Origin of the sequence: Erythrobacter sp. (assembly GCA_019739335.1) — a bacterium.
Classification (GTDB): domain Bacteria; phylum Pseudomonadota; class Alphaproteobacteria; order Sphingomonadales; family Sphingomonadaceae; genus Alteraurantiacibacter.
On sequence record CP073261.1, the window covers coordinates 350,133 to 372,793 of the forward strand.

The window sequence follows — 22,661 nt, forward strand, 5'->3', positions numbered from 1 at the left end:
ATGCAAGCCCCTGTTTTTTGCCTGCGGGCAACCTATACAGGATGGCATGGAACGTTTGGGCGGATTTATCGAGAGTATCGGGCTGGCTATGGCCGGCAAGCGCAATCCCTGGGGCAAGCCCTCCGGCGACGGCGGATCAGGCAGTGGGGGAGACGGAGGCGATGACGGCGGGGAAACACCCGGCGACGGCACTCCCCCTTCTCCCGGCGGCGACGGTCCGCGAAACCCCTGGCTGCCCGGCGGCGGTTCAGGAGAACGCCCGCGACGTTCGGCCAATATCGAGGATATTTTCCGCAGCCGCGGCCCCGAAGGCCCGCGCCGCGGCGGAGGCGGTGGTCCTCGCGGTCCCAATTTCAGGATCCCCCAACGCCCCGGTGGCAAGAGCTGGTTTCCCATCGCCATCGCGGCAATCGTGGGCGTGTGGATTTTCGCCACTTCGTTCCATTTCATCCAGCCGCGCGAACAGGGTGTGGCCATGTGGCTCGGCGGGCAGTATTCCCGCACGCTCAATCCCGGTACCGAAATTACCGCGCCCTGGCCGATCCAGACGGTGACGGTGATGGATGTGAGCGAAATCCGGCTGGAGCCGATCGACAACGAAGGCGGCAACCTCATCCTGACGGGCGATCAGAACCTTGTTGACCTGAGCTATATCATCCGCTGGAATATCAACGACATCGTCCAGTACCAGTTCGAGCTGGCGGACCCCGAAGAAACCGTGCGCGAAGTGGCCGAATCGGCGATGCGTGAGTCTATTGCCGAAACCGATCTCGATGCGGTGCTGTCCGGCGAAGGCCGGGCGCAGGTCGAAGCGCGGGTGCGCGAGCGGATGCAGACAATCCTCGATGCCTACGGGGCGGGGATTGCGGTGCAGGGCGTGGAAATCGCCCGGACCGAAGCGCCCGAAGAAGTGATCGAGGCTTTCAACGACGTGCTGGCGGCGCGGCAGGATGCCGAGCGGCTGATGAACGACGCGCGCCGATACGAACAGCAATTGCTGGCAACCGCCCAGGGTAGCGCGGCGGAATTCAACGAGATTTTCGAGCAGTACCAACTCGCGCCCGAAGTTACCCGGCGCAGGCTCTATTATGAGACCATGGAAAGCGTGCTGCGCGGTACCGACAAGACGATTGTCGAAGGCGACAATGTGACGCCTTACCTGCCGCTGCCCGAAGTGCGTCGCCGTGCGCAGAATTCGCCCTCGCTGACCGTCACCCCGCAGGAAGGCCAGTAACATGGAAGCGATCTGGCAGAACCACAAGGCATCGATCATCGCGATCATCGCGCTGGTCGTCGCTGCGCTCAGCTTCACCGTCATCATTCCCGAAACCCACCAAGCGGTGAAAATCCGCACGGGTAATCCGATCGCGGTTATCAACCGTTTCGATCCCGGACAGCCCTATGGCACCACTGCTGGCGTGTGGTGGCGTATCCCGATCGTCGAACGGATCCAGATGGTCGACCGGCGCATTCTCGATCTCGATATGGAAAACGAGACCGTGCTTTCGCGCGACCAGCAACGGCTGGAGGTCAACGCCTACGCCCGTTACCGCATCTACGATCCGGTCAGGTTCGTGCAAAGCGCGGGCAGCGAGGAACGATTGCAGACCGACCTTGCCCGCATTCTCACTTCGGTGCTGCGGCAGGAACTGGGTCGACGGACATTCGCCAGCCTGCTTACCCCCGAACGCGGCAATGCCATGACCAACATCCGGGACGAACTCGATGAGCAGGCGCGGCAATATGGCGCGCAGATTATCGATGTGCGGATCAAGCGCGCCGATCTTCCCGAAGGCACACCCTTGCAGGCCGCGTTCAACCGAATGCGGTCCGAACGGCAGGAAGAGGCGGAAACGATCCGTGCGGGCGGACGCCGCGATGCGCAGATCCTGCGCGCGGAGGCTTCGGCAAACGCGGCGGAAATCTATGCAGAGGCCTATAATCAGGACCCGGATTTCTACGATTTCTACCGGGCGATGGAAAGCTATCGCGCCACCTTCGGCCCGGCACAACCGGGTGAGGAAAACGTCGGCGAAAGCTCCGTAATCCTTACCCCGGACAACGATTACCTGCGCCAGTTCCAGGGTAGAAGGTAATTACGATTACACGTGTCGTTAAACAGTCGTTCAGCCTTGGTGGGGTGGATAGCTGGCGGGACACGAAGCCTTGCGCATTCCTGCGCGAGGCCAATGAATTGAACAAGAGGAACACAAGGACGTGAAGCCAGTGCGCTATTCCTACGGCATCACTTCGGCCCTGCTGGCAGGCGGTGCCGCCATCACATTGATCACCGGCTATCCGGCGGGCGCGCAGGTGGCGCAGAACGACCGGATCCAGATGGACAATGTCGTGCCCGTTGCCGGTGCCCCCGCCAGCTTTGCCGACCTGACCGAGCAGTTGCAGCCGGCGGTGGTGAACATTTCCACCCGCCAGTCGATCACGATCGAGCAGCAGGCCAACCCGTTCGAAGGCACGCCGTTCGGCCAGTTCTTCCAGCGTCGCCAGCAGGCCCCCGGCGCGCCACAAGCGCAACCGCAAACGCGCGAGGCGACTTCGCTCGGTTCGGGCTTTATCGTTTCGGCAGACGGCTATGTCGTCACCAACAACCATGTCGTTTCCCCCGATGCCCGCGCGCGGCTGGAAGAAGTGACCGTTACCCTGCCGGACGGCACCGAATATCCCGCCGAACTGGTCGGCACCGATCCCGATAGCGACCTCGCGGTACTCAAGATCAGCCGCCCCGAGCCCTTCCCCTTCGTCCGCTTCGGAAATTCCGCCGAAGCGCGCGTCGGTGACTGGGTAATTGCCATCGGCAATCCCTTCGGCCTTGGCGGCACGGTCACCAGCGGCATCGTTTCCTCGGTGCTGCGCAATGTCGGTTCGGGTGCCTACGATCGCTATATCCAGACCGATGCGGCGATCAATCGCGGCAATTCGGGCGGCCCGCTGTTCGACATGCAGGGCAACGTCATCGGCATCAACAATGCCATCCTCTCGCCTTCGGGCGGCAGCGTTGGCATCGGACTCGCCATCCCCGCCGAAGTCGCTTCGCCAATCGTGCAGCAGCTGATTGCAGGCGAGGAAATCCAGCGGGGTTACCTGGGCGTACAGATCCAGCCGGTAAATGAGGATATTGCCGAAGCGCTCGGCATCGCCACCAATCGCGGCGAACTGGTGCAGGGCGTGCAGCCGGGCGAGCCTGCCGAAGATGCGGGCCTGCGTGCGGGCGACGTGGTGCTTTCGGTCAACAACGAAGAAATCACGCCCGACAACACCCTGTCCTTCATCGTCGCCAACATCCGTCCCGGCACCACCGTGCCGCTGACCTACCTGCGCGATGGCGAACGCCGCCGGGTGAACATAACCGTGGGCCGTCGTCCGAGTGCGGAGGAACTGGCGCAGCAGCAGATGTTCCAGAACGAGGATGAAGAAGATCCCGGCATGACTCCGGGCAATTCGAGCAGTCTGGTGGAACGGGCGCTGGGCATTCAGGCGGTGCCGATCGATCCCGCCATTGCCCGCCAACTTGGCGTGTCCGCCGATACTACCGGGCTGGCAATCACCGGGGTCGATCCTTCATCGGATGCTGCCCGGCGCGGACTGACGCGCGGCGTGATGATCCTCGCCGCCAACAGCCGCCCGGTGCCGACGCTCGAAGCACTGGAACAGGTAATCGCCAGTGCCCGCGCCGAGAACCGTGGCGCGGTACTGTTGCGGGTCCAGGCGCGTCGTGGCCAGCCGCAATCGATCCCGGTGCGGTTGAACGCCGAGTAAGTTCCAACATTCTTCCGGCAACGAAAACGCCCGGCACCGTCATTCGGTCGCCGGGCGTTTTGCTGTCGGCTGTTAGAACCGCCGCTCGTTATACAGATCGTCCGCCGGAACCCGCTGCTGCGGGCGATCGCGGGGTAGTTCCTGGCCGGTCGCCCGCTCAAGGAAATCGTCGCTGGCGGCCGGGGGCGGCTTCGGCGGCGACGAGCCGCTTCCCGCCGGATCGAGCGGATCGCGCCGCACCCCGGGCCGTTCGCCCTCGACATCGAAGCCATCCTCGCGCGGGCGGCTGGTGCGACCGGGTTCGACCAGGTTCCCCTGCTCATCGATGTAATAGTAATAATCCTCCTCGCCCTCGAGCAGGAATTCATCATCGGCTTCGAGTTGCCAGTCGGGTAGTTGAAGGTCGGTCTCGAATTCCTCCACCGGGCGATCACGCACCGCATGGCGCATATAGGCAGCGAATGCGCGCGCCGGCGCTGTCCCGCCCTGCAGGCCGGAAACCGCAGCATTGTCATCGCGCCCCATCCATACGCCGGTGGTGATGCCGCTGGAAAAACCGACGAAATAGCCATCGCGATTGGTATTGGTGGTCCCGGTCTTGCCCGCCACGGGGCGGCCGATCTGCGCCGCGCGCCCGGTGCCGGTGGCGACCGCCGTCTGCAACAGGTCGGTGATTCCCGCTGCGACATAATCAGGCACCAGCCGATAAGAGCGCGCCTGCTCGTGGCGGAACAGCTCATCCCCGTCGGCCGTCGTCACTCGGACGATGCCATAGGGTTCGACCGAGTTGCCCCCCGCCGATACCGCCGCAAACGCGCGGGTCATGTCGATCAGGCGAACTTCATTGGAACCCAGAACCATCGATGGAACGGTGGAAATCGGCGTAGTGATGCCGAACCGCCGCGCCATGCTGGCGACATTGGAAAAGCCGACATCGTTGCCGAGCTGCGCCGCCACCGAATTCTTCGAATAGGCAAAGGCAGTGCGTACGTCGATCTCACCCGCGTAGCTGCCGCCCGAATTGCGCGGGCTCCAGCCGTTGATCGTCACCGGGACATCGTTGACCCGGTCGTCCGGCGTGAAGCCTGCTTCGAGCGCGGCAAGATAGACGAACAGCTTCCACGACGAACCCGGCTGCCGCATCGCGTCGGTCGCGCGATTGTAATTGCTGGTAACGTAGTCGGTGCCGCCCACCAGCGCCAGCACTGCACCGTCCCGGTCGAGGCTGACAAGCGCCCCCTGTGCGCCGCTTGGCGCATTGGCCTGGATGGAGGCGGTCGCCGCGCGCTGCATCCCGACATCGAGCGTGGTCCAGACCTCAATCGGCTCGAAATTGCCATCGGGTAGCAGCAGGTCGAGCTGCGGCAACGCCCAGTCGGTGAAATAGCGGATCGAATTCTGGCCCTCGGTCTCGCGCAGGTTGACTGCTTCGACATCCACCTCGCGCGCCACCGCCGGATCGAGATCGCCATACAGAACCATTTGCCCGATCACCACGTTCGCACGGTCCACCGCTGCCTGCACATCTGCGGTGGGAGAATAGCGGCTGGGGGCCTTCACCAGCCCGGCGATGATCGCGGCTTCTTCCAGGCTTAGTTCACGCGCCGAATGGCTGAAGAACCGGCGGCTGGCGGAATCGATGCCATAGGCGCCGCCGCCGAAATAGACCTTGTTGAGATAGAGTTCGAGAATCTCGTCCTTGGTGAAATTCCATTCAAGCGCCATCGCCAGCACTGCTTCTCGCAGTTTCCGACCCATCGAGCGATTGGAATTGAGGAAAATGTTGCGCGCCAGTTGCTGGCTGATCGTGGACGTGGCGCTGACCTGCCGGTCTTCGTCGATGGCGTTATAGACAGCGCGCGCCAATCCCGCAGGATCCACGCCGGGATGCGAGTAGAACCGGTGATCTTCCACCGAAATCATCGCATCCTTCATCACCTGCGGGATTTCGTCTGCATCGAGCCACTCCCCGAAGCTGGGCCCCAGTTCGACAATTTCCGATCCATCGCGCGCGCGCACCAGAATGGTCTGGCCGTTCGGGCTTCGCTTCAGTTCGGCGAAACTCGGCATCGATTGCGCGGCGAAATAGACCGAGGTGAACAGAGCGATCATGCCGAGCACGCCCGCCACCACGCCAACGATCATCAGCCGCTTGGTCCAGCGCCACAGCCCGGCCTTCCAGCCGGCTGGCTGGAGCTTTCTTGCTTTTGCTTTTCTGGAGCGCGTGCCCCGTGGAGTGGCCATCAGCCTTTACATTCCCGCCAGCGAGCACTCAGGCTCATGCCAATCCCATCGGACACGCGCCCTGCATAATGCAAGTGTAATCGGGCGTGAACGGCCCTCTTCCCTAATCGCCCGCTTTATCCTCCGGTTCGAAGTGGAGCGAGGCCGAATTGATGCAGTAGCGTAGGCCCTCCGGCCCGGGGCCATCGGGGAATACGTGGCCCAGATGGCCCTCGCACTTCGCGCAAACCACTTCGGTGCGGACCATGCCGTGCGACATATCACGGTGGATGGCGACTGCGTCTTCATCGGCAGGATTGGTGAAGCTGGGCCAGCCGGAACCGCTGTCATACTTGGCCTGACTCTCGAACAGCGGCTGCCCGCATCCGGCGCACAGGTATTCGCCTGCGGCCTTGTTCTTCTCGTACTTGCCGGTGAAGGCCCGCTCGGTCCCGGCTTCGCGCAGCACATGATATTGCTCCGGCGTCAGCTTCTCGCGCCATTCGGCTTCGGTGAGGGTGATCTTTTCGGTCATCGGGGTGAGGCTCCTTTGTCCGCAATATGGTGGTTCGCTTCGAAGCTGCAAAGGTTTTGCACGCGGAGACGCGGGGAGAAATTGCCGACCTCTCCGCGTCCCCCGCGTCTCCGCGTGAAACAAGCTAAGCGTTTACATCCGCGTAGTGCTTGGGCGCCGGAAGGCCGTCCATCTTCTGGCGCAGCAGCGGCGCGAAGCTGGGGCGGCTTTTCATCACGCGGTACCATTCGTGCGCACTTTCGTGGTCGGACCAGTCGATCCCGTCGAGGTAGTCGACCACCGAAAGCTGTGCTGCTGCGGCAAAATCGGCGAGGCTCAGCTGCCCGCCCGCAATCCAGCGGCGATTATCCACCAGCCAGTCGATATAATCGAGGTGTTCGTGCAGCAGCCGCATCGTTTCGCGCAGCACCCGGCTGTCGGGCGATTGTCGCAGCACCAGCCGCTTCTTCATCTTTTCGTGCAACAGCGGCCCGGTGATGCTGGCGTAAAAGCTCTGATCGAACAGCGCCACCAGCCGCCGGATTTCCGCCCGCGCCTTCGCCGTGCCCAGCATCAGCGGGCGGTCGTCCACGGTCTCTTCCAGGTATTCACAAATCACCTGGCTGTCGCACAGGGTAATTTTCTTGACTGGATCGTCCAGCACAGGGACCGTACCGGCCGGATTCACCTGGCGGAATTCCTCGCCCGCAGACCACGGGAAGAGCGTAACAAGCTCATAGGGCACCGCCTTTTCGCCCAGCGCGAGCTGGACCTTGCGGCTGAACGGACAGAGCGGGAAATGATACAGGTGCCACATAGGTGGCCTAGGCTATTGCCCCAAGCGCAGAGAGCGGTCCAGCGCCGTTTCCCCCGATATCAACGAGTTTGCGGCTCTTCGCCCTGTGGATTCTGGGGCAGGCGCTCGGCCAGTTCGCGCAATTGCGGCAGCATCTGCTCGAAAGCTCCTGCCATTCCGGCCATCGCTTCCATCATTTCGGGAAGCCGTTCGGCAACGACCTCGGGCGCGCGCGCGGCCTCCGGGCCGACGTAATCGCGCACCCGCGCGTCGGGATCGATGGCTGGAGAATCCTCGCCCGCCATCGTCGAAACCGCTTCCGCGAGTGGGGCGACGGGCATTTCCATCAGCGCGCCCACCAGCATGGCCGCCATCAGCGCCGCCTGCTCCTGGGTGGCGGGATCGGACATGGTTTCGACGGCGGAAGTGAGGTCGCTTTCGCCAGCGTCTTGCGCGAAGGCGTGCCCCGGCAGGGTGACGGCCATCAAGGCGACAGCGGCAGCGGCAATACGCATTAAATATCTCCGGTAAGCGATTCGGCGGGAGTGCCTAATTCAGTTTCGCTTGCGTATGTCTGAACGGCGGAGGTTACGCAGCGGGTAGCAGTGCGAGGCAGGCCGGCATGATCTGCTCAAGGGTCTCGCTGCCGCGCAAGTCCTGCGCTTCGGTGGCCAGCGCCGCAGCAATCTGCTCGCGGTCCAGTCCGGCTTCGTCCATCACTTGCGCGCTGGCGCTGACGAAGAATTCGCGCCCGTTTTCCCGCAGGTCCGGATAGACCAGCGCCTCGGCGCTGCCGTTGGCCTGGCCTTGCGCCACGGTAGCAAAAGCCGCCGAACAGCGCAGCAACATCCGGTGTTCGAGGCTGAGCGGAGTCGGGGCACTCTGATTGAGCGCAGCGAGCAGGGCGAGGGTGGGGAGGATCAATGCATCTTCCTTCTGTATCGGTAGAATTGACACGAAATGGCGCAACTAAACGGGTGCCGCGAAACCGGAGATGAATGCTTCGGCATCCCCGTTAAGTTCCCTCTCCTCCCAACAAGATTGACTCTATCCGCCCGCTCCCACAATTGTAAGTGGAACATACGAATTGGGAGAGTCGTGATGTCGGAAGACCGTATCGCCGCGCTGGAGGCGAAGCTCGCCGCGCTGGAAACCCGCCTGATCGTCCGCGAGGACGAGCTGGACGTGAAGAAGCTGCAATATCTCTACGGCTACCTGATCGACAAATGCATGTACGACCAGGTGGTGGACCTGTTCACCGATGACGGCGAAGTGCGCTTCTTCGGCGGGGTCTGGAAGGGCAAGGCCGGTGTCGCGCGGCTCTACATCGATCGCTTCCGCAAGCGCTTCACCCACAACACCAACGGCCCGATTGACGGTTTCCTGCTCGATCACCCGCAGATCCAGACGATCATCGATATCGATCCTGACGGCGTCACCGCGCGGCTGCGCGGGCGTTCGACGATGCAAGCTGGTCGCCATGTCGATTACCAGGGCGAGCAGCCGTGGGAAAAGGTGCGCCAATGGTGGGAAGGCGGCCTCTACGAGAATACCTACAAGAAGGGCGCGGACGGCAAGTGGCGCATCCACGTGCTCAATTACTTCCCCCACTGGCACGCCGATTTCGAGAAGGGCTGGGCCTATACCGAGGCGGAATATGTGCCCTTCCCGAAGGTGCTCTACCCCGAAGATCCGAGCGGGCCGGACGCCTTGATCGACGATCACTGGCTGTGGCCGACGCACAAGCTGCTGCCCTTCCACATGAAGCACCCGATCACGGGTGAGGAAATGCTGGCGGATCGCTGGGAAGGCGATGTGGCGCGCGCGGCGGCGAAAGGCTAACGCTCGCGCCAGCAAGGCCCGCCGAACAGTCGCTGGCCCAACGGAGATTGTGATGACCCAGTACCCCACCCTCCACATGAGCATCGACGGCGAGCAGGTCACCGGCGGCGGTCGGCGCACCCATGCGGTGGTCAATCCCGCCACCGGCGCGACGCTGGGCGAATTGCCGCTGGCCGATGCCGACGATCTCGACCGGGCGCTGGACGTGGCGCAGAAGGGATTCGCGAGGTGGCGCCATTCCACCCCGCAGGAACGCTCCGCCGTGTTGCAGGGGGCCGCGCGGCTGATCCTCGAACGCAGCGACGATCTGGCGCGCATTGCGACGATGGAGCAAGGCAAGCCCTTCGCCGAAGCGAAGATGGAAGTCGGGATGGTGGTCGGCTGGTTCAACTTCGCCGCCGGGGAAACTTCGCGCCTCTATGGCCGCGAACTGGTGCGCCCGGTGGGCCAGCGGGCGACCGTGCGGTGGGAGCCGGTCGGTCCGGTCGCCGCCTTCGCGCCGTGGAACTTCCCGCTCGGCAATCCGGGGCGCAAGCTCGGCGCGGCAATTGCGGCGGGCTGTTCGATCATCCTCAAGAGCGCGGAGGAAACTCCTGCCAGCGCGCTCGGCGTGTTGCAGGCATTGCTCGATGCGGGCCTGCCGCAAGGCGTGGCGCAGGCGGTGTTCGGCGTGCCCGACGAAGTGAGCCGCCACCTGCTCGGCTCGCCGGTGATCCGCAAGCTCTCCTTCACCGGCTCCACCGTGGTCGGCAAGCACCTCGCCAAGCTGGCGGCGGACAACATGATCCGCACCACGATGGAACTGGGCGGCCACGGGCCGGTGCTGGTGTTCGACGATATCGACGTGGACCGCGTGCTCGCCACCGCTGCACCGGGCAAGACCCGCAACGCCGGGCAGGTCTGCGTTTCACCCACCCGCTTCATCGTACAGGAAGACGTGTTCGAACGCTTCCGCGACGGGATGGCCGAGCGGCTCGCGGCGACGAAGATCGGTGACGGGCTGGCGGACGGCACGCAGATGGGCCCGATGGCCAATCCGCGCCGCCCCGATGCGATGGAGAAATTCGTCGCCGATGCGCGCGCCAAGGGCGCGACGGTCAACACCGGCGGCGAGCGGATCGGCAATCAGGGCTATTACTTCCAGCCCACCGTGCTGAGCGAAGTGCCTCTGGACGCGCAGGTGATGAACGAGGAACCGTTCGGCCCGATGGCGCTCGTCAATCCCTACCGCACCGAGGCGGACATGATCGCCGAAGCCAACCGCCTGCCCTATGGCCTCGCCGCCTATGCCTGGACCGACAATGCCCAGCGCCAGCGTCGCCTGGCAGCCGAGCTTGAGGCGGGCATGATCGGCATCAACAGCCACGTGGTCGGCGGTGCCGATGCGCCGTTTGGCGGGGTGCAATGGTCCGGCCACGGCAGCGAGGACGGACCGGAAGGCGTGCGCGCCTGCATGGTGGTGAAGACCGTGCACGAGGCCTAGCCAGACAAGACAGCGCCAAACTCTGGGGAGAGGACATATGGACGCGATCACTTCGAGAACCACGATCACCAGTGCCGCGCTGGCGGCGATGGAAGCGGCACTGGGCAGCGAACACGTGCTGACTACGCGCGAAGCGATGGCCGATCACGGCGATCCAATGGGTCCGCAAACCGACTGGTACCGCCCCGGCGCGGTGCTGATGCCCGGCAGCGTCGAGGAAGTGCAGGCCGTCCTCCGCATCGCCAACGAGCACGGCACTCCGATCTGGACCAGCAGCCAGGGCCGCAACAAGGGCTACGGAGGCGGCGCGCCGCGGGTGTCTGAAAGCTTCACCATGTCGCTGCGGCGGATGAACCGCGTGCTCGAAGTGGACGAGGACAATTGCATGGCGCTGGTCGAGCCCGGCGTACGCTTTTTCGATCTTTACGATCACCTCAAGGCGACCGGATCGAAGCTGTGGATGTCTTGCCCCGACCTTGGCGGCGGATCGATCATCGGCAACGCGCTCGAACACGGCGTCGGCTATACCCCGCTGGGCGATCACTGGGGCCAGCATTGCGGCCTGGAAGTGGTGCTGCCCGATGGCGAGATCCTGCGCACCGGCATGGGCGGGATGCGCAACCCGACCAACTGGCTGGTCTATCCGCATTCGGCGGGGCCGAGCTGGGACGGGATTTTCACCCAGTCCAATTTCGGCGTGGTCACCAAGATGGGCGTGGCGCTGATGCACGCGCCCGAAGTCTATTGCCCCGGCTGGTTCATGCTCGACAACGAAGAGCATTACGGCACTTTCCTCGAAGTGCTGCGCCCGCTGATGATCGACGGGACGATCTCCAACCAGCCGATGATCATCAATGCGGTCTGCGCCGCCAGCGCCTTTGCCGAGCGCAAGGAGTGGTACCAGGGCGCGGATTCCATCCCCGAAGAAGTGATCGACAAGATCGCCGCCCAGCCGGGTTTCGGGCGCTGGGTGATGCGCTTTGCGGTGCAGGGCGATGCCCCGGTGGTGGCGCACAACCGCGCCAAGATCGAACGTGCGCTGACGTCGATCCCCGGCGGCTCGGTAATGTTCGAGGAATATGACGGCCACAACCTGCCCGAAATGCACAACCCGCACCACGTGGTGCAGGCGGGGATCCCGTCGATGGCGCTCGATCAGATGACAAAATGGTACGGCGGCGAGGAAGGCGGACACATCGGCTTTTCCTGCGCCATGCCGATTGCCGGCCAGCATGGCGTGGCGATCCGCGATCTCGCTCGCTGCGTGCTCAACGAGCGCGGGCTGGATTATGGCGCGGCGATCATCGTCGGCAAACGCTCCATGATCCACGTTGCGCTGATCGTGTTCGACACCAAGAACGAGGCGCAGACCCGCGAGGCCTATGCCGCGACCAAGGCGATGCTCGGCCCGGCGGCGGAATTGGGCTACGGCGAATACCGCAGCCACCTCGACTTCATGGACGAAGTCGCCTCGCTCTATGATTTCAACGACAGCATCCAGCGCCGCTTCGCCGAGAAGATCAAGGACTGCGTGGACCCGAACGGCATATTGTCGCCGGGCAAACAGGGCATTTGGCCTGCACATATGCGGAGTGACACATGACGACCGAACTCAAAACCGGTGGCCAGTACGGCTATCTGCGGATCGCCACCGAAGAAGCCTTTGCCACGCAGGAGCAGCTCGATGCCATCCTGCGGCTGGTGAAGGAAGGCCGCGCGGACAAGGGCACCGTCAGCCTGTGGGGCTTTTACGGCACCAGCCCCAGTGAACGCACCACATTCATCCGCGAGCGGCTGCTCGATATTGGCGAACTGCGCATCCAGGCGATGGACGAAAGCGGGATCGACAAGGCGGTGCTGGCGCTCACCAGCCCGGGCGTGCAGTCGCTGTTCGATCTGGACGAGGCGAAGGGCATCGTCACTCGCGCCAACGATCGGCTCAAGGACGCCTGCGAGCGTTATCCCACCCGCTTCCACGGCATGACCGCGGTGTGCCCGCAGGACCCCGAATGGTCGGCAGCGGAATTGCGGCGCGGGAAGGAGGAGCTGGGATTTGTCGGCGTGCAGGTGAACAGCCACACGCAGGGGCATTATCTCGACGAGCCGCAGTTCGATCCGATCCTGCGCACCTGCGCCGATCTCGACATACCGCTCTACATCCACCCGCAGGGCCCGCCGGACGCGATGATCGGCGGCATGGTGGAAGCCGGGCTGGAGGGCGCGATTTTCGGCTTTGCGGTGGAGACCAGCTACCACGCGCTGCGGATGCTGACGACGGGCGTGTTCGACCGCTATCCTTCGCTCAAGCTGGTGCTCGGCCACGGCTGCGAGGGGCTGCCGTTCTGGATCGACCGCTTCAATTACATGTTCAACGCCGGATTACGTTCGGGGCGGTACGAGCGGCTCAAGCCGCTCCAGCACAGCCTGCACCATTACCTGCGCACCAATGTCTGGGGCACCAATTCGGGCCTCCCCTCCCCCGCCTCGATCCGGCTGATGATGGACGTGATGGGCGAAGACCGCGTGCTCTACGCGATGGACTACCCCTATCAATTCGTGACCGATGAGGTACGCCTGCTCGACGCGATGGACATGCCGCAGGAGCGGAAGATGAAGTTTTTCCAGAGCAATGCGGAGAAGCTGTTTGGAATATGATCCATCTTCGTCATTGCGAGGAGCCGCAGGCGACGCGGCAATCCAGTCCCGCTGGTAGTGACTTCGCGCTAGGGCAGGACTGGATTGCTTCGCTATGCTCGCAATGACGAAACAGGGAATGGGGAGACAAGACATGACGACATATGCGGTAACCGGAGCTTCGGGCAAATTGGGTCGGCTGGTGCTGGCCGAATTGCTGGACATGGTCGAGCCGGACGAAATCGTGGCACTGGCGCGCGATACTTCCAAGCTGGCGGACGTGGCGGCGAAGGGGGTGGAAGTGCGGCGCGCGGATTACGGCGATGTCGCCTCGCTCGATGCGGCGCTGGCTGGCGTGGACCGGCTGCTGCTGATTTCAGGTAATGAGGTGGACAAGCGGGTAGAGCAGCATCAGGCGGTGATCGACGCGGCGGGCCGCGCGGGTGTGCAGTTCATCGCGTACACCTCGATCCTCCATGCGCCCGAATCGCCAATCGGCCTCGCCAAGGGGCACCGTGCCACAGAGGCTGCGCTCGCCGCCAGCGAGGTGCCGCACAGCCTGCTGCGCAATGGCTGGTACAACGAGAATTTCACCGGCGCACTCGCCGCGCAGATCGAAGCCGGGGTGATCTACGGATCGCAGGGCGACGGGCGGATTTCCTCCGCCGCGCGCGACGATTACGCGATTGCCGCCGCGCAGGTGCTGGTCAATGCCGATGGCGGCGAAGTGCTCGAACTGGCGGGCGATGCCAGCTGGACGATGGACGATTTCGCCGCCGAACTGAGCAAGCAGAGCGGCAAGCCGGTGGTCTATGAAGACTTGCCGCCGGAAGACTACGCCGCGCTGCTCGAAACGCAGGGCCTGCCCGCCCCAATCGCCGCGATGCTGGCGGACAGTGCCTTTGCCACCAGCAAGGGCGCGCTGGAGGATTACTCCAAGACACTGAGCGAAATCATCGGCGATCATACCATTCCGGTCTCGATCACCATAAACCAAGCCCTCGCGAATGGCTGACATGCCGCTGGATCCGCCGCCGGTTTCTAGTACTCCGGCGGCGGGTAATGACGACCGCATTTCCCGCTACGGCTGGCACGCTATCATTCTTATGAGCGCGGCGCAGATGATGAGCCTGCTCGACCGGCAGATCCTCGCCATCCTCGCGCAGGATATCCGCACCGACCTCGACATCGGCGATGCGGAAATGGGGCTGCTCTACGGCACGGTCTTCGCGCTGTTCTATGCGCTGTTCTCGTTACCGCTGGGGCGGCTGGTAGACGGCTGGGTGCGCACGAAGCTGCTTGCGATCTGCCTTGCGGGCTGGAGCTTCTTTGCCGGGCTTGCCGCCTTTGCATCCGGCTTTACCCTGCTGGCGATTTCGCGGCTGGGCGTGGGCATCGGCGAAGGGGCGACGCAGCCTGCTGCCAACTCGATCCTGTTCGACAGCCTGCCCAAGAGCCGCCGCGGTCTGGCGATGGGCGGCCTCGGCGTGGGACTCGCGCTGGGACTCGGCTTGTCGATGGCGCTGGGCGGGATTGCCGCCGAATGGTGGGACCTGCGCTATTCAGAAGGCGGCGCTCCGCTGGGGTTCCGGGGCTGGCAATTCGCCTTCCTTGTTGCCGCACTGCCGGGTTTCCCGCTCGCCTGGCTGATCTACCGCCTGCGCGAACCGACGCGCGGAGCGATGGACGGGATCGTCACCAAGCCTGATCCCGCGCCTTTCAAAGCCAGCGCGGGCGTGCTCGCCGCAGTGACCCCCGCAGCCAACTGGTATTTCCTCTGGCGGCACGATGCCGGGGCGCGGCAGTGGGCGATCAACCTTGGCGGCCTTGCCCTCATCCTCGCCGTCTGTGCGACAATGGTGCAGGTGACGGGTGCCTTCTCCCCCCGCCCGCCGCTCGATTTCGGCAGCTTCACGCTCAATCCGCACGTGCTGCAATGGAGCGTGATGGCCTTCGGCGCCTTCGTGGTGCTGAACCTGTTCCAGAGCTTCAAGCTGACCGACAAGCCGACCTATCACGTCGCGCTCAATCCCTCGCTGATCCTGCTGATGGTGGTGGGCGGGCTGCAAACCGCGATCAATTACGGCATCATGGGCTTCACCCCCTCGCTGCTGATCCGCAAGTTCGAACTGACCACAGCGGAAGCGGGCGTGCAGTTCGGCCTGCTCTCCGCTCTGCTCGCCACGATCGGTGCGCTGGTTGCAGGGCCGCTGACCGACCTGCTCGGCAAGAAGCTGGGCGGGCGCGGAATGATCTGGCTGGTGCTGCTCTCGCTCGGCCTCTCGCCGTTCGCCGGGCTGTGGACCTTCAGCGCCGAAACGACCGGCGAGTTTTACACGCGCTACGTCGTCTACAGCCTGATCCTGACACTGTGGCTGCCGCCGACCTACACGCTGATCCTAGGGCTGGTGCTGCCACGGATGCGCGGGATCATGTTCTCGACCTATCTCATCATCATGACGCTGCTCGGCCAGGGGCTTGGTCCGTACGTCGTAGGCATCGTATCAGACCGGAACGGCGGCGATCTGGCGCGGGCGATCATGGCGATCAACTGGGTCGCGCCGGTTATCGCGCTGCTGCTGGTGGTGGTGATGCTGCGCTACAAGAAAGACGAGGCGAGCGTGATCGACCGCGCGCGGCGCGGCGGGGAAGAGCTATGACCACGGCCAAAGCGACTGTGCGCGATGCCGCTTTCGCCGTCTTTGCGCATTACGGCGTGGACCGATTGTTCGGCAATCCCGGCAGCACCGAACTGCCGATGCTCAAGGGCCTGCCCTTCCCCTATGTAATGGGGCTGAACGAGGCGGTGGTGGTGGGAATGGCCGATGGCTATGCCCGCGCCAGCGGCAGGCCCGCGCTGGTCAACCTGCACTCGGCGGCGGGCACCGGCCATTCGCTGGGCAACCTGTTCACCGCGTGGAAGAACAACGCACCGGTGGTGGTGACGGCGGGTCAACAGGCACGCTCGATCCTGCCCTTCGACCCGTTTCTCTATGCCGAACGGCCGAGCGAATTCCCGCGCCCTTACGTCAAATACTCCATCGAGCCCGCACGGGCAGAGGATGTGCCCCTCGCGCTCGCTCGTGCCTTTGCCATCGCCGTCACTCCGCCGATGGGGCCGGTGTTCGTCTCCATCCCGGTCGACGACTGGGAACGCGAATGCGCGATGCCCGATCTTCCCGATCTGGTGCTCAAAGCCGTGCCCTCCGCCACCGGGATCGAAGCCTTGGCCGCGATCATCGACCCTTGCGAGAACCCCGCGCTGGTGCTCGGCACCGGCGTCGCCAACAGCGGCGGGTGGAACTGCGCAATCCGGCTGGCCGAGAAGTGCGGCGCCAGCGTCTATGCCGCGCCCTATGCCGCGCGCGAGACTTTCCCCGAAGATCACCCGCAATTCGCCGGGTTCCTGCCTGCCTGGCGCGACAAATTGCGCGCAATGCTGCAGGATCACGATGCGATCCTCGTTGCGGGCGCGCCGGTGTTCACCTGGCATGTCGAGGGTGAAGGCCCGCACTGGCCGCCGCATGCAAAGCTGATGGTGCTGAGTGACGACCCGCAACACCTCGCCAATCTGCCCGGAGGTGCCAAAGGTTCGGGGGGCGTGCTCGGCGATGTCGAGGACGGGCTGGCGCAGCTCGCCAAGCGCGTGAACCCCCGGCCCTTCGCGGGCAGCCCGCGCGTACTCGCCAATCCCGAACCGGGGATGACTGCTGCCTATGTCCTCAAGCGCGTCGCCGCGCTGCGCCCGGACCGGGCGATTATCGTCGAGGAAGCTCCAACAGCGCGCGGGCCGGAGCACGAAGTGCTGCCGATCACCCGCGAGGGCGGCTTCTACTCCTGCGCCAGCGGCGGCCTCGGCTATTCGCTCCCCGGCTCACTGGGCGTGGCAATGGCACAGGAGGACAAGGTCATTGCCGTGCTGGGCGATGGAGCCGCGATGTATGCAATCCAGGGCCTGTTTACCGCGCACCAGGAAGGGCTTCCGGTCAGCTTCCTGATCCTGAACAACGCCGCCTATGCCGCGTTGACCGGCTTCTCCGGCGAATTCGGCATGAACCACGTTCCCGGGTGCGATCTGGCCGGGCTGGACTTCGTCAAGCTGGCCGAGGGCCAAGGCCTCGAAGCGCGCCGGGTGGAAAACGTCGAAGAGATCGACGCCGCACTCGAATGGAGCTTCGCGGCAAACGAACCGACGCTGCTCGATATCCGGATCAGGTAACCCGCCACACCCACAGCTTGATCGAACTGGCATAGCGCGCGCCGGTGCAGATGAAGATCGAGCGGTTCATCCAGTCGTACTTGCCCACCGGCGCGATGAATTCAGGCACGGTGCGGAAGTAGTATTCGGACGGGTCGACGGTCTCCCCCGCCACCAGTCGCGCCATCACTTCCGGCGGGCCGTGGCGCAGGCCGCGGTTGCGGATCTGGATCAGCGTGCCGTCATCGGTTTCGATGGCGTAGATCGCATCGGCCACGGTCACTCCGTCGGCGCGGGTGAGCTGCCAGTCGGCCGAATTTCCCATCAGCTGACCCTTGATCTGCGGCCCCTTCACATAGCCGCCCGACAGGATCGGAATGATCCGCCGCGTGCCATCGTAGGTCTGCCCGATCTGGCGCGGCGCTTCGAGTTCGCCGCCCGCTTCGTAGACAAATTCAAGGCCGGGAGGAGTGGGTCGCACGGTCATGGATTCGCTCCCATCGGTGTGTTCGCCACCGCCTCGAAGTAGTCGGCCACCACCCCGTCCAGCTCCGCTCCCGGCGGATAGTGGCTCAGCTTGACGATCACCGTGCGGCTGGCGGGATGGACGTAGATATACTGCCCGGCGAGGCCAACGGCAGAATAGGCGCCCGGCGCGTCGCCCAGTTGCCAGGTCTGGAAGCCGTAGCCGGAGAGCGGGCTGGCCGGATCGAGCGGGCGCATCGCGGTCATCTGCGCCACCCAGCCTTCGGGCAGCACGCGCGTTTCGCCCGCCATGCCGTCATCGAGCAGCAATTGCCCGAGCAGCGCGAAATCGCGCAGGGTGGCGTTGAAGCCCATGCCTGCCAGCGAGCGCCCGGTGCCGACGGGTCCGTCAGCCAGCCAGAAGCCGTTATGTTCAGCACCAAGCGGCTGCCACAGCCGCCGGGTTGTCAGCTGGTCAAGCCGCTCGCCGCTGGCATTCTCCAGTATCCGACCCAGCACGGCCATATCGAGCGTGGCGTAGTTGAAGCTGCTGCCGGGCTCATCGCGTCGCCCCACGGCCAGCGCGAAATCGCCGAAGCGGGCACGGTTGAGGACGACGGCGGCTTCGTGAATGCAGGCGGCAAGGCTTGGATTCTCGCCGAAGTCGTAGCGCTCCTCGATATCTGCGCCCGAACGCATTTCCAGCAGGTTGCGGATGGTGACGCCTTCGTAGCCGCCACCCGCCAGTTCAGGCCAGTAGCGTTCCGCCGGATCGTCGAGTGAGGCGATCTCGCCGCGTTCCAGCGCCTGCCCGACCAGCATGGCAACGATCGTCTTCGACATCGAGAAGCCGATGTGCCGCTCCGCCGGGCCGAAGCGGTTGCGATAGTCCTCGAACACGATCTGCCCGTCGCGCAGCACCAGCAGGGCATCGGTGTGGGTGGCATGGGCAAAGGCGGGATAGTCGCCCGGCATTGTGAAGCCCTGCGCCTCTTCCCATGCGCGCGGCAGGTCTGCGGCGCTTACGCTGCGGTTGGCGAAGACTTCGTGCGCCTCGCGGAAAGTGAACGAATTGACTTCCGGATTGAGCAATTGCCGCCGCATCGCGATGGTGGCGGGCGAGGGGTCGCGATAGGCCAGTTCCGGCCCCGAAGGCGCATCGTCAAGCACGGCGAGACCACGGCAGCCCTCGGCCACGTCCCACTGCCGCCATGCCCCATCCTGTGCCTGTTCCTGCGCCTGCGCGGGGACCGCGAGGGCGAGCAGCGCCGCGCCAGTCAGAGCGCGCCGCATCAGGCCGCTTCCGCCCGCTGCACCCGGCTCAGCCCGATGTCCTCGCTCCGCGCAAAATTGCCATGCAGGCCGAAACGCAGGCGGATCGGCACCTGGATTGTCGCCACCGGGCCTTTTTCGATATCGAGCGCGTCGAACACCAGCAGGTCGCTGCGATGCTCGGCCAGCCGATTGCACACCTGCACGATCCAGCCGTCGCCTTCGGGCGCATCTGGGCTGCGCGGGATGAAGCAGGGTTCCTGCAAAGTGCTGGTCGGCCCCGCCCACCAGTGGCTTTCCGCGCCGCTCTCCAGATCCTTGAGGAACAGGCAGTTCATCGGTGCCCCGCCCGCACTGCCGCCGACAGCTTCCATCGGGCGGCGGAAATCGACTTCCAGCCCCCAGGTGTAGCGATTCTTGCGCCCGGTGAAGCGATCGTCGATGCGGGGGAATTCGCTGAACGTTTCGGTCAGGCGGTTGATCGCCGCGAATTCCTCGCCGTTCGATGCCATGTCCACGACCCATTCGGTCAGGTGGGTCACGCTTTCCTGCGGATTGAACGGCGCGCCGTGGATGTCGGGGAAGAACGGGAAGAAATTATTCGCCGATTCCGGCGTCACCATGTGCACCTTCGTGCCGTCCTGCCAGGCGTTCATCGTATGGCTGGCAAAGCAGTTATCGCGCTTGAACCAGCGGATATCGTCCTGCTGAAGCCCCGCGCGGCGGGGGATAATGCCGAGATAGACCGGCCTGGTGGTATCGAACATGAAGGCCGGCTTGCCCTGCTCCAACTGCTCCCAGCTGCCCACGCTGGGCACGATATGCAGCACCAGATAATCGGGCGTGATCGCGAAATCGTGCATCATGCAGTAGTAGGGAACCTTGAACCATTCCTCGCGCACCAGCTCGCCTTCGGGGCTGATCTCGTAATAGGTCACGTCGTCGGTGTGCATCCCGCTCGCGGCGTAACCGATGGCGACCATGTTGCCGCTATCGGGATCGCGCTTGGGATGGGCGGTAAAGGTCTCGCCGGTCATCTTGCCGCCGAATTTCTCGTAGCCGACCGTTTCCATGCTTGCCGGGTCCATCACCAGCGCCGGGCTGTCCTCCTTGAGCGCCCAGAGCTTGCCGCCGAACAGCCAGGCATTGGTGTTGGCTGTGCCGCGAATCTGTCCTTTCACGCTTTCGTCGTCAGTCAGCGGATTGCGATAGGCGCCGAACAGCGCCCCGCCGGCGGCATTCTCCAGCCTCCACTTGTCGGTCTTCGCCCAGCGCTGGCGGAAATCGCACTGCCCGTCGTGGAAATGAAAGCGGGTGATCATCCCGTCGCCGTTGAAGGAGATATCGTCGTGCATCCGCGGCGGGAACTGCGGATCGGGCTGCACGCGAAAGAATGCCCCATCGAGCTCCGGCGGGATCGTGCCGGTGTGCTGAAGATCGGCGATATCCGCCTCGATCCGGCTGGGGGTGTTGAATCCGGTAAAGCTCGGGGTATCGGGAAATTGTGCCATCGGTGCCTCTCCTTGCACAAGATTGTATGCTCCACTAACAATCTCATCAAGCCGCCTTTGGGGCGGTATGTCCGGGGACAGGATTTTGGCGGGAGCGGCATTGACGCAGGACAAGGCAGAAGCGGAGGATCTTCCGCAAGGCGATGTCGGCGCGCTCGACGGGATCGTCGGTTTCCACATCCGGCTGGCGCACGGCGCGGTCTATCGCCACTTCACTGAAAGCTTCACCGATCTCGGCATGACCCAGAAACAGGTCAGCGTGCTGTGGCTGGTCGGCGATCATCCGGGGATTTCGCAGGTCGATCTCGGCGCGCGGCTGCGGATGGACCGGGCCACCACCATGACCATCGTCAACCGATTGCAGGAACGTGACTACCTGCGCCGCGAGCGCGCCGAGGACGACGGGCGCAAGCAGGCGCTGCACCTGACCAAGAACGGCCACCGCGCGCTGGAAGAGGCCAAGGCCTGCATCGAAGCGCATGAAAACTGGCTCAAAAGCCGCTTCACCCCTGCGGAGGTGGAAAAACTGGTGGAAATGCTGGCGCGAATCCACGAATAGGGGCCGATCCAGGAGAGGACAAAGTCAACATGGCCGCACCAGCCGGGGGTTCGAACCCCATCACTGTCATCAACGATACCGCTATGGGGGCGCGGCAATGGATTGTCGTCATCCTGATGGTGCTCCTGAACGCGCTCGACGGGTTCGACGTGCTTTCGAGCGCCTTTGCCGCGCCGGGGATCACCGCGGACTGGGGGATTTCCCGTCCTGCGCTGGGCGTAGTTCTTTCTGCCGAACTGGTCGGCATGGGCTTCGGCTCGGTGTTGCTCGGCGGCGCGGCGGACAAGTTTGGCCGCAAATACACCATGATTGCCTGCCTGCTGCTGATGGCGCTGGGCATGTACCTCGCCAGCATTGCCACGGGGGTGACACCGATGGTGGCCTTCCGTTTCCTCACCGGCATCGGCATCGGCGGGATGCTGACCACCACCAACGCGGTAGTGGCCGAAAGCACCAACAGCCGCTGGCGCTCAACCTGCATTGCCGTCTATGTCGCGGGCTATCCGCTGGGCGCGATCATCGGCGGGATTGCCGCTTCGGAATGGTTGCTGCCCGATCACGGCTGGCGCGCGATCTTCCTGTTCGGCGCAGTGGTGACGGCGGCGCTGATCCCGGTTATCCTGCTGCTGGTGCCTGAGACGGCGGCTTACCAGGCCACCAAGGGCAATGTCGCAGGAGTCAATCGCACGCTCGCGGCTTTCGGCAAGCCTGCCATTGGCGAATTGCCGACCATCGTTGCAGGGACGACCAAGCCCAAGGTGACGGACATCCTTTCGAACCGCCAGCTGCGCCCGGTCACGCTGTTGCTGGCTTTCGGCTACATGTTCCACACCATCACTTTCTACTACATCCTCAAGTTCGCGGTGCAGATCGTCTCCGACTATCCCCCCGGCTATCCGCCCGCCGAGGCGGCAACGGTGCTGACCTATGCCAATGTCGGCGGGTTCTTCGGCTCTGCGCTCTTCGGCTTCGTGATGGCGAAGCTCGGGATCAAGTGGCCGACCGCACTGATGCTGCTGATCGGTTCGGTGATGGTAGCCAGCTTCGGCATGGGCCGCGATACGCTGGATGGCTGGCAGTGGGCGACGATCCTGACCGGCTTCTTCACCAATGCCGCGATCAGCGGATACTATGCCGCCTTCGCGCGCGGATTCCCCGCCTATGCCCGCGCCACCGGCACCGGATTCGTGCTGGGGATCGGGCGGTTTGGCGCTGCCGGCAGTCCGCTGATCGCGGGTGCGCTGTTCGGCTGGCTGGGGAACGACCAGTTGCTGACGGTGTCGATCATCATGGCGATGGGCTCGGTCATTTCGCTGCTGCTGTTCCTGATGCTGCCCGAACGCGATGGTGATGAAGTGATGGCGGAAAAGCCGACAGCCTGAGATTCCTG

At 64.1% G+C, this 22,661-nt stretch carries 20 protein-coding genes; 12 read left to right on the plus strand and 8 right to left on the minus strand.

The annotated features are described in order from the left end of the window. Positions 1-88: 88 nt before the first annotated feature. From JY451_01780 to JY451_01790, 3 genes are all read left to right on the plus strand, one after another. A complete protein-coding gene (locus JY451_01780) occupies positions 89-1,234 on the plus strand; it encodes a protease modulator HflK (GenBank protein ID QZH76500.1) in 1,146 nt (381 codons plus the stop codon). Position 1,235: 1 nt separating this feature from the next. After that, a complete protein-coding gene (locus JY451_01785) occupies positions 1,236-2,096 on the plus strand; it encodes a protease modulator HflC (protein QZH75379.1) in 861 nt (286 codons plus the stop codon). Between the two features lie 130 nt (positions 2,097-2,226). Further along, entirely contained in the window at positions 2,227-3,774 is a 1,548-nt protein-coding gene (locus JY451_01790; GenBank protein ID QZH76501.1) for a Do family serine endopeptidase, read from the plus strand. Positions 3,775-3,846: 72 nt separating this feature from the next. Here JY451_01790 and JY451_01795 read toward each other — a convergent pair whose 3' ends face one another. The 5 genes from JY451_01795 to JY451_01815 all read right to left on the minus strand — a co-directional run bounded on the left by JY451_01795 (position 3,847) and on the right by JY451_01815 (position 8,228). Continuing rightward, the gene (locus JY451_01795; GenBank protein QZH75380.1) at positions 3,847-6,018 is read right to left on the minus strand and encodes a PBP1A family penicillin-binding protein; all 2,172 of its coding nucleotides are present in this window, start codon (positions 6,016-6,018) and stop codon (positions 3,847-3,849) included. Positions 6,019-6,121: 103 nt separating this feature from the next. Next, positions 6,122-6,532 carry a peptide-methionine (R)-S-oxide reductase MsrB gene (gene msrB, locus JY451_01800; GenBank protein ID QZH75381.1) on the minus strand — a complete coding sequence of 137 codons (411 nt, stop codon included), beginning with the start codon at positions 6,530-6,532 and terminating at the stop codon, positions 6,122-6,124. Between the two features lie 124 nt (positions 6,533-6,656). Then, positions 6,657-7,328, minus strand: coding sequence for a glutathione S-transferase family protein (locus JY451_01805; protein ID QZH75382.1), 672 nt, complete (start codon positions 7,326-7,328; stop codon positions 6,657-6,659). Between the two features lie 59 nt (positions 7,329-7,387). Continuing rightward, positions 7,388-7,822, minus strand: coding sequence for a hypothetical protein (locus JY451_01810; protein ID QZH75383.1), 435 nt, complete (start codon positions 7,820-7,822; stop codon positions 7,388-7,390). Positions 7,823-7,895: 73 nt separating this feature from the next. After that, positions 7,896-8,228, minus strand: a complete 333-nt coding sequence (locus JY451_01815) for a hypothetical protein (GenBank protein ID QZH76502.1) — start codon at positions 8,226-8,228, stop codon at positions 7,896-7,898. Between the two features lie 180 nt (positions 8,229-8,408). On the opposite strand from JY451_01815, the gene JY451_01820 reads away from it, so the two are divergent. The 7 genes from JY451_01820 (at position 8,409) to mdlC (ending at position 17,485) form a co-directional block, all read left to right on the plus strand. After that, complete coding sequence (locus tag JY451_01820; GenBank protein ID QZH75384.1) at positions 8,409-9,149, plus strand: nuclear transport factor 2 family protein; 741 nt, start codon at positions 8,409-8,411, stop codon at positions 9,147-9,149. A gap of 52 nt (positions 9,150-9,201) precedes the next feature. Beyond that, complete coding sequence (locus JY451_01825) at positions 9,202-10,632, plus strand: NAD-dependent succinate-semialdehyde dehydrogenase (GenBank protein ID QZH75385.1); 1,431 nt, start codon at positions 9,202-9,204, stop codon at positions 10,630-10,632. A gap of 37 nt (positions 10,633-10,669) precedes the next feature. Then, entirely contained in the window at positions 10,670-12,235 is a 1,566-nt protein-coding gene (locus JY451_01830; protein QZH75386.1) for an FAD-binding oxidoreductase, read from the plus strand. Next, positions 12,232-13,287 carry an amidohydrolase gene (locus JY451_01835; GenBank protein ID QZH75387.1) on the plus strand — a complete coding sequence of 352 codons (1,056 nt, stop codon included), beginning with the start codon at positions 12,232-12,234 and terminating at the stop codon, positions 13,285-13,287. The genes JY451_01830 and JY451_01835 overlap by 4 nt, the downstream gene beginning before the upstream one ends. Positions 13,288-13,420: 133 nt before the next feature. Then, complete coding sequence (locus tag JY451_01840) at positions 13,421-14,281, plus strand: SDR family oxidoreductase (GenBank protein QZH75388.1); 861 nt, start codon at positions 13,421-13,423, stop codon at positions 14,279-14,281. Position 14,282: 1 nt separating this feature from the next. Then, positions 14,283-15,926, plus strand: coding sequence for an MFS transporter (locus JY451_01845; GenBank protein ID QZH76503.1), 1,644 nt, complete (start codon positions 14,283-14,285; stop codon positions 15,924-15,926). Further along, positions 15,923-17,485 carry a benzoylformate decarboxylase gene (mdlC, locus tag JY451_01850; protein QZH75389.1) on the plus strand — a complete coding sequence of 521 codons (1,563 nt, stop codon included), beginning with the start codon at positions 15,923-15,925 and terminating at the stop codon, positions 17,483-17,485. The genes JY451_01845 and mdlC overlap by 4 nt, the downstream gene beginning before the upstream one ends. Here the strand turns inward: mdlC and JY451_01855 are convergent. From JY451_01855 to JY451_01865, 3 genes are read right to left on the minus strand one after another with little or no spacing between them, the layout of a single operon-like run. After that, complete coding sequence (locus tag JY451_01855; GenBank protein QZH75390.1) at positions 17,478-17,951, minus strand: DUF3237 domain-containing protein; 474 nt, start codon at positions 17,949-17,951, stop codon at positions 17,478-17,480. The two genes, mdlC and JY451_01855, sit on opposite strands and share 8 nt — an antisense overlap. After that, the gene (locus tag JY451_01860; protein ID QZH75391.1) at positions 17,948-19,222 is read right to left on the minus strand and encodes a serine hydrolase; all 1,275 of its coding nucleotides are present in this window, start codon (positions 19,220-19,222) and stop codon (positions 17,948-17,950) included. Before JY451_01860 ends, JY451_01855 begins: the two co-directional genes overlap by 4 nt. Next, positions 19,222-20,712 (minus strand): carotenoid oxygenase family protein, encoded by a 1,491-nt coding sequence (locus tag JY451_01865; GenBank protein QZH75392.1) that lies wholly within the window; start codon positions 20,710-20,712, stop codon positions 19,222-19,224. Before JY451_01865 ends, JY451_01860 begins: the two co-directional genes overlap by 1 nt. Before the next feature lie 67 nt (positions 20,713-20,779). Here JY451_01865 and JY451_01870 point away from each other — a divergent pair, with 67 nt between their 5' ends. Beyond that, on the plus strand, positions 20,780-21,271 hold the full coding sequence (locus JY451_01870; protein QZH75393.1) for a MarR family transcriptional regulator: 492 nt from the start codon (positions 20,780-20,782) through the stop codon (positions 21,269-21,271). Positions 21,272-21,300: 29 nt separating this feature from the next. After that, complete coding sequence (locus JY451_01875) at positions 21,301-22,653, plus strand: MFS transporter (protein ID QZH75394.1); 1,353 nt, start codon at positions 21,301-21,303, stop codon at positions 22,651-22,653. Positions 22,654-22,661: the final 8 nt, after the last annotated feature.

Coding starts and splice junctions, on each gene's coding strand:
- JY451_01795 (QZH75380.1), bottom strand. CDS start 6,018: ATGGCCACTCCACGGGGCACGCGCTCCAGAAAAGCAAAAGCAAGAAAG.
- JY451_01855 (QZH75390.1), bottom strand. CDS start 17,951: ATGACCGTGCGACCCACTCCTCCCGGCCTTGAATTTGTCTACGAAGCG.
- mdlC (QZH75389.1), top strand. CDS start 15,923: ATGACCACGGCCAAAGCGACTGTGCGCGATGCCGCTTTCGCCGTCTTT.
- JY451_01875 (QZH75394.1), top strand. CDS start 21,301: ATGGCCGCACCAGCCGGGGGTTCGAACCCCATCACTGTCATCAACGAT.
- JY451_01840 (QZH75388.1), top strand. CDS start 13,421: ATGACGACATATGCGGTAACCGGAGCTTCGGGCAAATTGGGTCGGCTG.
- JY451_01785 (QZH75379.1), top strand. CDS start 1,236: ATGGAAGCGATCTGGCAGAACCACAAGGCATCGATCATCGCGATCATC.
- JY451_01870 (QZH75393.1), top strand. CDS start 20,780: ATGTCCGGGGACAGGATTTTGGCGGGAGCGGCATTGACGCAGGACAAG.
- JY451_01780 (QZH76500.1), top strand. CDS start 89: ATGGCCGGCAAGCGCAATCCCTGGGGCAAGCCCTCCGGCGACGGCGGA.
- JY451_01845 (QZH76503.1), top strand. CDS start 14,283: ATGCCGCTGGATCCGCCGCCGGTTTCTAGTACTCCGGCGGCGGGTAAT.
- JY451_01830 (QZH75386.1), top strand. CDS start 10,670: ATGGACGCGATCACTTCGAGAACCACGATCACCAGTGCCGCGCTGGCG.
- JY451_01835 (QZH75387.1), top strand. CDS start 12,232: ATGACGACCGAACTCAAAACCGGTGGCCAGTACGGCTATCTGCGGATC.
- JY451_01810 (QZH75383.1), bottom strand. CDS start 7,822: ATGCGTATTGCCGCTGCCGCTGTCGCCTTGATGGCCGTCACCCTGCCG.
- JY451_01860 (QZH75391.1), bottom strand. CDS start 19,222: ATGCGGCGCGCTCTGACTGGCGCGGCGCTGCTCGCCCTCGCGGTCCCC.
- JY451_01805 (QZH75382.1), bottom strand. CDS start 7,328: ATGTGGCACCTGTATCATTTCCCGCTCTGTCCGTTCAGCCGCAAGGTC.
- JY451_01820 (QZH75384.1), top strand. CDS start 8,409: ATGTCGGAAGACCGTATCGCCGCGCTGGAGGCGAAGCTCGCCGCGCTG.
- JY451_01825 (QZH75385.1), top strand. CDS start 9,202: ATGACCCAGTACCCCACCCTCCACATGAGCATCGACGGCGAGCAGGTC.
- msrB (QZH75381.1), bottom strand. CDS start 6,532: ATGACCGAAAAGATCACCCTCACCGAAGCCGAATGGCGCGAGAAGCTG.
- JY451_01865 (QZH75392.1), bottom strand. CDS start 20,712: ATGGCACAATTTCCCGATACCCCGAGCTTTACCGGATTCAACACCCCC.